The organism is Lactobacillus sp. UMNPBX6, assembly GCF_002553975.1.
Lineage (GTDB): Bacteria > Bacillota > Bacilli > Lactobacillales > Lactobacillaceae > Lactobacillus > Lactobacillus gallinarum.
The window spans coordinates 16685-27368 of the sequence record NZ_PCZD01000023.1; the positions used below are offsets into that span (position 1 = coordinate 16685).

The following is a 10684-nucleotide window of genomic DNA, read 5'->3' on the forward strand; positions in this document are numbered from 1 at the left end:
CCTTTTCTCTAAAATTTTTCTTTTTTTAAATATAATTGCTTAATTGCCGTAGTTAATAAAACATATATTATTTCTAATGCAACAACTACCAAAATAAAGCTGATTGGCAATTGCGTTAATCCCAAACTAGCTGCCACATTAGAAGATGGCAAGACGCTGCCCCAAAGAGCCAAGCCAAAAGTTACCAAGATCACAACTGGAGTGGCACGTTGCTTAATGAATGGGAAACGTTCATCGCGCAAAACATGGATAACCATTTCTCTTGTCCACAAGGATTCCACAAATAAGCCTGAATAAAACAGCGATTGAAATACCCAATGATGAAAATCAGTTCCTACCAAGTACGGACAGATCACATAAAACATTAATGCCATAGTAATCAAATCGATTATTGCGGGAATCGGTCCAAAGTTAAGTACGAACTTAGGCCATTTATTAATTGACCATTTCTGCGGTTTCTTCACATAGTTTCTAGATACACTATCAAATGGAATCACTAAACAGCTAAGACTATAAATCAAGTTTAAAATAAGTAGCTGCAAAGGCAATAACGGTAAAAATGGCAAAGTAAGTGAAGCAATGACCATTGCAATAATACTGCCAAAGTTGGTTACCAAAAACGTCTTAATGTATTTCATTGTATTTGAAAAGACTTTACGCCCTGTAATAATCATTTGCTCAAGCAACTGGAGATCCTTTTGTTCAAATACAATATCAGCAGACTCCTTAATAATATCGACAGAATTATTAGAAGTAACAGTGACGTCGGAAACTTTCATTGCCAAAGCATCCTTATTGCCATCGCCCATGTAGCCTACTGTATGTCCATTTTTCTTTAACGCTTGAATAATCTTAACGCGCAATTCAGGAGTTAAATGAACAAAGATATTACACTTTTCAACAATTTCTGCTAGTTCTTCCGTGGTTGCTGTTTCAATTTGTTCACCATCGTAAACCGTATCCACGTTCAAACCAACTTGCAGAGCAATCGCTCTTGTAACTGCCTCATTATCGCCGGTAAAGATCTTAACATTTACATTATCATTCTTTAGATCTTGCAAAGCCTCTTTAGTACTTTCCTTAGGTGGATCAAGATATGCTAGATAGCCAATAATGGTTAAATCATTTTCATCTTTAGCCGAAAATTCTCCTACTGGAGCTGGATTCAATTTATAACCAACTAATAGAACACGCAAACCGTCATCATTTAATTCATTAATTTGGTTTAAGATTCTTTCACGCCAAGCGTAAGTCAATTTCTCGGTTTTGCCATTTACTTCAACTTGGTTAGAAATATCTAGCATCCCTTCCGCAGCGCCTTTAGTTACTAATAAGTGTTGTCCATGGTGTTCATCGTTATCAACCACCACAACGCTCATTCTTTTTCTGCTATAGTCAAAAGGAATTTCATCTATTTTATTGTAATCACGTTGGATCTCGTTTACATCTAATTCATCACCAGCCGCATCGATTACTGCTTTATCAATCAAATCCTTCATCCCGGTTTGATAATAAGCATTTAAGTATGAGAATTTCAAGATGCGCGGCGTTTCTTCCATTTCTAAATCATAGTGTCGCTCTAGCACCACTTGATTTTGAGTAAGAGTACCTGTTTTATCGATACAAAAAACATCGGTTGAACCCAAATTTTGAATAGCATTCATCTGCTTAACTACTACGCCTTGCTTAGACATTTCAAGAGCGCCTTTAGTCAGATTGCTATTAACAATAATTGGTAAAACTTCAGGAGTAAGGCTAACTGCTGCAGCTAGAGCAAATATTAAGCTTTCTCCCCAATCGCCTTTGGTTACGCCATTAATTATGAATAATAGCGGCAATAAGATAGCTGTAGCAATTATCAAGATTCTAGCAAGTTGCTTCATTTCCCGATCAAAAAGAGTCGTCTTAACTTTTTTGCGTGAAATCTTCTGGACCTCTTTACCAAAAACAGTGTTATTTCCTACCGCGAACACAATGCCACTGCCAGAACCAGAAACAATAGTAGTTCCCTCATATAAAATATTAGGATAATTGAGATAATCAGCTAACATACTCGGCTTTAGAGTCACATTAGCTACTTTTTCAGTTGGTTCAGAATCACCATCAAGATAACTAGAAGAACAGAATAAATCTTTGCTAGTCAGCAGCTTCATATCAGCTGGAATCATATCACCTGCCGATAGATTGATCACGTCCCCAACTACCACATCCTCAGTTGGTAGCTCCATATTTTTACCATCACGACGAATATTGGTAGTAACTGACACCATATTCAGCAATTTTTCAGTTACCTTAGCGATCCGTATTTTTTGAATAAAATTCGCCACTACCGAAATAAGAAGCATCAGTAGCATCACGATTACAGTTTCAATATCGCTATTTCCGTGAGGAACAATGTAACTAGTAAATGTAGTAAGTAAAGTCAATATAATCAACACTACAGTAAACGGTGTCGCCAAGGATTCACCCAACAATCTCCATTTAGAAGCGTTAGTGTTAGTTCTTATTTCATTTTTGCCATATTCTTTTCTATTTTCATCAGCTTTTTTAGTTGAAAGGCCTTCGGCACTCGCTTGCAATCTTGCTAGCGTTTCGCTGCGTGATTCACGTGCAATCCGTTGAATTCGTTGAATATCAACATTTGAATGTTTTTTGCTCGCTGGTTTTAACATTCTTCAGTTCCTCTCATTCAATAGACAAGCAAACAAAAAAGTCACCTGCTATTTCTGCAGGTGACTTGCACGCCAAACAAGGCTTTTGTCATACTCGTCGTTCAGTTTTAACACTACGTGACGTAAGCACATGCTAGCTATCTGGATCTCGCCTTAAGTCGACGACACCTATTTAACCCGTTGGCATCTCTGGATGTTTCTGGGCGATAGCGTGTGTTCACGTAGGAGTCTCACCTAACAGTTTCACTTACTATGTCTACAAAAAGTTTAAGGACTTAATTCAAATAAGTCAAGTTGCCTATTTGTGCAAATTGGAGCTATGATGTCCGAATCTTCTAAGCATATATATTATTCCCATAATTAAGAATGCTAAAGCTAATGCAATTGGCAGTACTACTCGATGGGGATGGGAAATTTTATCCTGTTCACTTTGCGATAAATCATATTTATCAAGAGCATACTGATATTGTTGATCTACTTTAGTTGCACAGGCCCGAAAAACGAACCGCAAACCTTTGTTAAAAGTAGCATTATTATGGCTGCGAAGTCGATCTACTTCAGCGCGAAGAATATTCGATCTCGTATCAGCAGTAAAAGCTCCATGTAAGTCTTTGCTTGAAAAGATTTGCACATTGCGCTTCTTTTCTTTTTGACCTACCACAATAAAAACAGTACGTTTAGAATGATTTAACGCCTTTGGTGTTAAATTCTTGAGTTTCTTTACTGTAATTACTGCTATTTGCGGTTGCTCTTTAGTCTGCAAATAACGATTATTCTTTTCTTTAATTAAAGTCTTAGTCTCTTTGTCTAAAATATGGACATGATCTTCAATATTAGGTTGCACAAATCCTGTCATCGTCATAAAGACGGCTAACAGGCCAAATAACCAAATAAATCTAGTTTTCATCTTCTTCAAGTTTATGAGCCAAGCTTTCCACATATTTCCGATCGATTTTAATTTGCTCATATAGTACCCCGCAATCATGAAGCAACTGCATTGCTAACGGATTATCACGATAATCAAAGTAATAATTGATTTTCTTTACACCGGCTTGAAGCAAAGACTTGCAGCAATTATAACAAGGGAAATGAGTCACATATATTTCCGTATCATCAGTTGATACGCCAAATTTAGCACATTGGATGATCGCGTTCATTTCGGAATGAATAGTTCGAACACAGTGCCCATCTACCATTTGATGACCTACCTCATCACAATGTGGTTGTCCGGATACCGATCCATTATACCCCGTGCCAATAATACGATTATCTTTAACCAAAACACTACCAACTAGAGCTCTGTTGCAGGTGGAGCGCTGAGCTATCACTAGTGCCTGCATCATGAAATATTGTTTCCAAGGAATTCGATCGTGCATGAACTTACCTCTGCTTATTCTTATCTATTCTTAAAGTAGTTCAAACCAATAGCATCACGAACTTGTTCTAAGGTTTCATTAGCTACTGTATTTGCCTTCTTTGAACCTTCTAAAAGCATTTCATAAATTGCATCCTCATCTTGAGCGTACTTTTCACGGCGTTCACGAATAGGTGCAAGTTCTGCTTCAAGTACTTTGTTTAAGTAACGTTTAATTTTAACATCGCCTAACCCGCCTTTTTGGTATTCTGCCTTAAGTTCTGCTACCTTATCCTTATCTGGATCAAAGACATCAAGGTAAGTAAAGACAGTGTTACCTTCAACCTTACCTGGATCTTCAACGTGAATATGATTTGGATCGGTGTACATTGACATAACTTTCTTTTGAACGGTCTTAGCATCATCTGACAAATAAATGCAGTTACCAAGTGATTTAGACATCTTAGCATTACCATCAAGACCTGGAAGACGACCAGAACCCTTTGGTGGGAAGTAGCCCTTTGGTTCAACCAAAATATCAGTGTTGTAAACACGGTTAAAGGTTCTTACAATCTCACGAGTTTGTTCAAGCATTGGTTCTTGGTCATCCCCAACAGGAACGATAGTAGCCTTAAAAGCAGTAATATCTGCAGCTTGAGAAACTGGGTAATTTAAGAAGCCAACTGGGATTGAATCTTTGAAATCCTTTTGCTTAATTTCAGTCTTAACAGTTGGGTTTCTTTCAAGACGTGCTACAGTTACTAAGTCCATGTAGTAAGAAGTTAATTCAAACAAAGCTGGAATTTGTGATTGAACATAAATTGTTGATTTACTTGGATCAATGCCTACAGCTAAGTAGTCTAATGCTACTTGAATTAAACTGTTACGAATCTTTTCTGGGTTACGAGCATTATCTGTCAACGCTTGAGTATCAGCAATCATGATATAAGGATCGTACTTGCCAGAATTTTGCAATTTTACTCTATTTTTAAGTGAGCCAATATAGTGACCAATGTGAAGTTTGCCAGTTGGACGATCACCGGTTAATAAAATTTCTTTTGCCATAACTTCTACTCTTTTCTAATTTTATTTTATACTCTTTGCTTTTTTATTTTATTTCTTATGTTAATGACCTAATTTTAACAAAATTTAAGCTATGATTAAACTATCACCAATGAAAGGAAACAAGACATGTGTAATCACTTTCGGATACCCGATTTAATGCAAATAAAAAAATATCTGACTGAAGACCTCGCTTTACCATTAACCGATCCAAAAATCGAAATAAAGCAACAAGATATTTTTCCAAATCAAACTGCGCCAGTCTTGCTCTATCAAGACAATAAATTGCAGCTCGTCAATAAAAACTGGGGCTATCCTAGTCCAGTAGATTCCAAAAAGCCGATGTTTAACGCCAGAATAGAGCGTTTTTATGAAAATAAGCCTTCTATGTGGGATCGTTCTTTTGCTAGACAACGCTGTTTAATTTTAAGTAGCGATTTTTTTGAATATGCTAAAACTACATACCAAGGAGCTAATGGCAAAAAATATCATGAACGCTACCGCTTTAAAACGGCTAATCCCATCACATTAATTGCAGGGATTTATGATCAAAATAATTTTTCTATGGTTACTACCGCTCCTAATAAAGACATAGCTCCCATTCATAACCGCATGCCACTAATCATTGAACCTGGCGAACTGCGTAGATGGCTTTTTCAAAACTTTACCAGTTTGGTTGATCGCAGCAATATTGACCTAAAAGTACAAAAAGAGCCACATCAAAAATAATTGGTTTATTAATTAAAAGCATGATAGAATAAAGAAGTATCGCGGGTATAGTTAAATGGTAGAACGACAGCTTCCCAAGCTGTAGATGCGGGTTCGATTCACGCTATCCGCTTTTTTTGTACAAAAAACGGATGAGATTTTTTCTCATCCGTTTATTTTTTACGCCATGATAACGGTTAAAATGCCACTAATGATAGCCAAATAAATCGGCATCCAGAGCGTTTGTGTATAAAGATAACTCCAGGCAAATAGCCCGCCATAGATAATCTCAATCACAATCAACAAAAGTGAACTTTGAAAGTTTAACAAACTAAAAATAATTCCTGAAACAATGATTCCTGTTACTGCAACTTGAGTAGTACTTCTGCGAAAAGCATAATTAAACAAAAATCCTGTTGCAAGGAATTCTTGCAGAATTGGTAAGATAATTCCTTGTACTAAGATCAAAAACCAAAACATGTCAACTGATTCATTTTTTAAATAAATCAATTGAAAGTCATAATGTGGAATCTTTTCATATGCTTGTAAATACGATATAAGAATTCGAGTAGCCGTGATTGCCAAAGTAAGCAACATTACCGTAGAAAAACTGCCTAGCCATGGTAATTTAAAATCTCGAGCAAAAAAACGTTGTTCGCGATTAAAGCGATAAACATAAAATAATAAAATCATTGCTGCAACAAGGCAAAACAAAATCAAATCCCAAACATGCAATGGCGTCTTCCTAGTCACTAGCTTAACGACTGCAAAGACGATAACATACCCTACCAAGTACACTGCATAGCGGATAACGTTTCCCTCTCTCGATTCTGGCGTATTCAAAATTTTCACTCCTACTCTGGATTGTATCCTACAAAATCAATATTATACCAAAAAAATACAGTTTATTAAATACAGATAGGGCGTCCGCTTACTTCACTTCTACAATAGTCACCTTATATTCTCCAGCTGGGGCTTCGACTGTGGCAACGATACCTGCCTCTTGCTTCATAATTGCTTGACCTAAAGGTGAATCAAAGGAGATTTTGCCATCGGCCAAATCCGCCTCCATCCGTCCGACGATCTTATATTCTTCTGTTTCATCATCATCAAATTTAAGAACTACGGTCTTACCCAAATCTACTTTGCCATCATCCTTAGTTTCGACAATTTCTGCGTACTTTAATTGCTTACCTAAATAACGCAGACGACTCTGCAAGTGTCCAAGGTCCCTTTTAGCCTCTGTATATTCAGTATTTTCTGATAAATCGCCTAGAGCTCGCGCAGCTTGTAAAATCTTTATTCTGCGAGGACGATCTTTCTTTAAACGTGCAATTTCATCTTCAATTTGTTTATAGCCTTCTGGCGTCATTTTTTGAAAATATACCATGATTTAACACCTTATCAATTCGTTCATTCATTTTTCTTTTTAATTATACAAAAGTTATCCACAAGTGTTAAACGTTGATTTACTAAAGTTTTTATTCATAAATTAGCACTATATACTTTCAAGTGCTAAATAGTTTAATTTATTTTGAAACTGACTACAATAATCAGTGTAAGGAAAAAAACGAGTCCTTACGAATTAAAGAGCAAATAAAAATTGAAAGGAAGTTTTCAATATGGCAAACGATATGATGAATCGTCGCAATGATATGATGGATGCAATGAACGACTGGTTTGGTTTCCCAAGAAACTTCTTTGATGACACTGAAATTGAAAACATCATGCAATCAGATGTTGCCGAAACAGACAAAGACTATACCGTTAAGATCGATATGCCTGGTATGAACAAAGAGGACATCAACGTTAACTACAAAGATGGTCTTTTAACAGTTGCTGGCAGCAGAAAATCATTTAAGGATACAAGTGACAAGGATAAGAACATTATTCATAAAGAAAGAAGCGAAGGTCGCATTTCAAGAAGCTATAGATTACCAAATATAGTTGCAAGTGAGATCCATGCAAAGTATGATAATGGTGTATTGACTATCATCTTGCCAAAGCAAAATGCTGGTGATGATAGCAATTCTATCCATATTGATTAATTTATTAGATTAAGCAAGAGGTCTAATAAGTTACGGATATAATTCTCTGAAGCGAGTTCATGATTGAACCCGCTTTTATTTTGGCTTAAAATAGACTTAATTTAAGAAAAAATTAAAAATGAGAAAAGGAGATTTTTTTAATGGCTCATGAATTAACTGTGCAGGAACTGGAAAAGTTTTCTGCCGATTTTAATAAAAATCCTAAAAACGAAGTCGTTGCTCGTGCTGCTCAACGTAGCGGTGTACTTGAAGCTTCTTACAATGACCGCGTTCAAAGCGAATTAACCCGCGTTTTTTCAACTGAACTTGATACTGATAATGTTACCAACCAAAAGCACTCAGGTCGTTGCTGGTTATTTGCCACATTAAACGTTTTACGTCATGAATTCGGCAAGAAATACAAGGCAAAGGATTTTACTTTCTCACAAGCTTACAACTTCTTCTGGGACAAGATTGAACGTGCCAACATGTTCTACAACCGTATTTTGGACAGTGCTGACATGCCACTTGATTCTCGCCAAGTTAAAAGTGATTTAGACTTTGCTGGTGCAGATGGTGGTCAATTCCAAATGGCTGCTGCATTAGTTGAAAAATACGGTGTTGTTCCTTCATACGCTATGCCTGAAACTTTCAACACTAACGATACTACTGGCTTTGCGACTGCATTAGGCGACAAGCTTAAGAAAGATGCTTTGGTTCTTCGTCACCTTAAGCAATATGGTAAAGACGATGAAATCGAAAAGACCCGTGAAAAGTTCTTGAGCGAAGTTTACCAAATGACTGCTATTGCCGTAGGTGAACCACCTAAGAAATTTGACCTTGAATACCGTGACGACGACAAGAAGTATCACTTAGAAAAAGACTTAACTCCACTTGAATTCTTGCACAAGTACATGGGCGACGTTGACTTTGACGACTACGTTGTTTTAACTAACGCTCCAGATCACGAATATGGCAAGCTTTATGGTTTACCAGCAGAAGACAACGTTTCTGGTTCACTCAGAATTAAGCTTTTGAACGTGCCAATGGAATACTTGACCGCTGCTTCAATTGCCCAATTAAAGGATGGCGAAGCTGTTTGGTTTGGTAACGATGTTCTTCGTCAAATGGACCGCAAGACTGGTTACCTTGACACTAACCTTTACAAATTAGACGACTTATTCGGCGTTGATCTTAAGATGTCAAAGGCTGACAGATTAAAGACCGGTGTCGGCGAAGTTTCTCACGCCATGACTTTAGTTGGTGTTGATGAAGACAACGGTGAAGTTCGTCAATGGAAAGTTGAAAACTCATGGGGCGACAAGTCAGGTTCCAAGGGCTTCTACGTAATGAACAACGAATGGTTCAACGACTACGTATACGAAGTTGTTGTTCACAAGAAGTATTTGACTGACAAGCAAAAGGAATTAGCTGAAGGCCCAATCACTGATCTTCCCGCATGGGACTCACTTGCTTAATTATTTAAGATAAACGAAAAAGACTTAATCTAGCAGCAAATGTCTAGATTAAGTCTTTTTTTAATCCTTTTTCTTCTACTTATAATTTGGAGCAGCCTTAGTCATTTGGACATCATGTGGATGTGATTCACGCAAACCTGCATTAGTGATTTGAACAAATTGTGCCTTTTCAATCAACTCAGGAATATTTGCGGCACCACAGTAACCCATACCAGAGCGAAGTCCCCCATCAATTTGGAAGACTACATCACTCACGTCGCCCTTGTACTCTACACGAGCTTCAACACCTTCTGGCACCAATTTATTAGCTTCGTTAACGCCGCCTTGGAAGTAACGGTCACTTGAACCATGAGCTTGAGCCATCGCACCAACAGAGCCCATACCACGGTAACGCTTAAACTTCTTGCCATTTTCTTCAAAAATATCACCAGGTGCTTCAGTTGTTCCTGAAATCATACTACCGAGCATGACGGCATTACCACCTGCTGCTAAAGCCTTAACTACATCCCCAGAATATTTGATACCACCATCGGCAATGATTGGCTTGTGGTACTCACGTGCAGCTGAAGCAGCATCATAAATAGCAGTAATTTGTGGTACACCAACACCGGCAACGATTCTAGTAGTACAAATTGAACCAGGTCCAATACCTACCTTAACTACGTCAACGCCAGCGTCGAACAATGCACGAGTGGCATCCCCAGTTGCCACATTACCGGCAATTAAAGTTTGCTTTGGAAAATGTTCACGGAATTCTTTAATCTTACGCAAAACACCTGCTGAGTGACCATGAGCAGTATCAATAACGATTGCATCGGCACCAGCTTCAAGAAGTGCTTCTGCTCTTTCAAAAGTATCACTAGTTACACCAACAGCTGCGGCACAAAGCAATCTATTTTGATCATCGACTGCAGCTTTAGTAGCATTGCTTGGTACGACTACGCTCTTAACATTAGCAACTTCACTTGCTTGGGCTTGAATTGACATATTCTTGTGCACTACGCCAAGTCCACCTTGGAGAGCCATCGCAATTGCCATTGCTCCTTCAGTGACAGTATCCATGCCGGCACTGATCAATGGAATATTTAATTTGATATTATCGGCAAGCTTAGTGCTTAAATCAACTTCATTTGGCAAAACGTGACTTTCTGCCGGAATTAATAAAACATCATCAAAAGTTAAACCTTTTTTGGCAAATTTGGTATCCCAGTTAGACATATGACTCTCCTTTTCTCATTCAAAAAATTATTAGCTTTACTTTACTAGCACCCTTACCAAATTTCAAGAAATATATCAAAAGTGTCTGGGAAAAAACTAACCCTCAGATGCCAAAAGACGATCAATCCAACTCTTAATTTGAGTTGCTTGACCGTCTTTTTCTTG

Annotated in this window: 10 protein-coding genes, 1 tRNA gene and 1 riboswitch; of the genes, 4 read left to right on the forward strand and 7 right to left on the reverse strand. The window is 37.6% G+C overall.

The genetic code is table 11. The features are described 5' to 3' along the window. Window positions 1-8: 8 nt before the first annotated feature. The 4 genes from mgtA to trpS all read right to left on the reverse strand — a co-directional run bounded on the left by mgtA (window position 9) and on the right by trpS (window position 5091). Window positions 9-2672, reverse strand: coding sequence for a magnesium-translocating P-type ATPase (mgtA, locus tag CP357_RS05245; protein WP_087176557.1), 2664 nt, complete (start codon window positions 2670-2672; stop codon window positions 9-11). A gap of 85 nt (window positions 2673-2757) precedes the next feature. After that, a riboswitch (M-box (ykoK) riboswitch) is annotated at window positions 2758-2921 on the reverse strand. Between the two features lie 49 nt (window positions 2922-2970). Continuing rightward, on the reverse strand, window positions 2971-3579 hold the full coding sequence (locus CP357_RS05250; protein ID WP_191335461.1) for a TPM domain-containing protein: 609 nt from the start codon (window positions 3577-3579) through the stop codon (window positions 2971-2973). Beyond that, complete coding sequence (locus CP357_RS05255; RefSeq protein WP_087176555.1) at window positions 3569-4048, reverse strand: deaminase; 480 nt, start codon at window positions 4046-4048, stop codon at window positions 3569-3571. Before CP357_RS05255 ends, CP357_RS05250 begins: the two co-directional genes overlap by 11 nt. 20 nt (window positions 4049-4068) lie before the next feature. Next, window positions 4069-5091: a tryptophan--tRNA ligase gene (gene trpS / locus CP357_RS05260; protein WP_003625567.1), complete on the reverse strand. Its 1023-nt coding sequence runs from the start codon at window positions 5089-5091 to the stop codon at window positions 4069-4071. Window positions 5092-5217: 126 nt separating this feature from the next. Here trpS and CP357_RS05265 point away from each other — a divergent pair, with 126 nt between their 5' ends. Together CP357_RS05265 and CP357_RS05270 are read left to right on the forward strand one after the other, a co-directional pair. Further along, on the forward strand, window positions 5218-5817 hold the full coding sequence (locus CP357_RS05265; protein ID WP_087176554.1) for an SOS response-associated peptidase family protein: 600 nt from the start codon (window positions 5218-5220) through the stop codon (window positions 5815-5817). A gap of 41 nt (window positions 5818-5858) precedes the next feature. Continuing rightward, window positions 5859-5929: transfer RNA gene (locus CP357_RS05270), tRNA-Gly, on the forward strand. 47 nt (window positions 5930-5976) lie between these two features. Here CP357_RS05270 and CP357_RS05275 read toward each other — a convergent pair. Both CP357_RS05275 and greA read right to left on the reverse strand, forming a co-directional pair. Further along, window positions 5977-6639, reverse strand: coding sequence for a CPBP family intramembrane glutamic endopeptidase (locus tag CP357_RS05275; protein WP_098036719.1), 663 nt, complete (start codon window positions 6637-6639; stop codon window positions 5977-5979). 88 nt (window positions 6640-6727) lie between these two features. After that, a complete protein-coding gene (gene greA, locus CP357_RS05280; protein ID WP_098036720.1) occupies window positions 6728-7186 on the reverse strand; it encodes a transcription elongation factor GreA in 459 nt (152 codons plus the stop codon). A gap of 232 nt (window positions 7187-7418) precedes the next feature. On the opposite strand from greA, the gene CP357_RS05285 reads away from it, so the two are divergent. Both CP357_RS05285 and CP357_RS05290 read left to right on the forward strand, forming a co-directional pair. Beyond that, on the forward strand, window positions 7419-7844 hold the full coding sequence (locus tag CP357_RS05285) for an Hsp20/alpha crystallin family protein (protein ID WP_025005709.1): 426 nt from the start codon (window positions 7419-7421) through the stop codon (window positions 7842-7844). 140 nt (window positions 7845-7984) lie between these two features. Next, entirely contained in the window at window positions 7985-9301 is a 1317-nt protein-coding gene (locus CP357_RS05290) for a C1 family peptidase (RefSeq protein ID WP_098036721.1), read from the forward strand. A gap of 75 nt (window positions 9302-9376) precedes the next feature. Here the strand turns inward: CP357_RS05290 and CP357_RS05295 are convergent, their stop codons facing one another. Continuing rightward, on the reverse strand, window positions 9377-10519 hold the full coding sequence (locus CP357_RS05295; protein WP_098036722.1) for an IMP dehydrogenase: 1143 nt from the start codon (window positions 10517-10519) through the stop codon (window positions 9377-9379). Window positions 10520-10684: the final 165 nt, after the last annotated feature.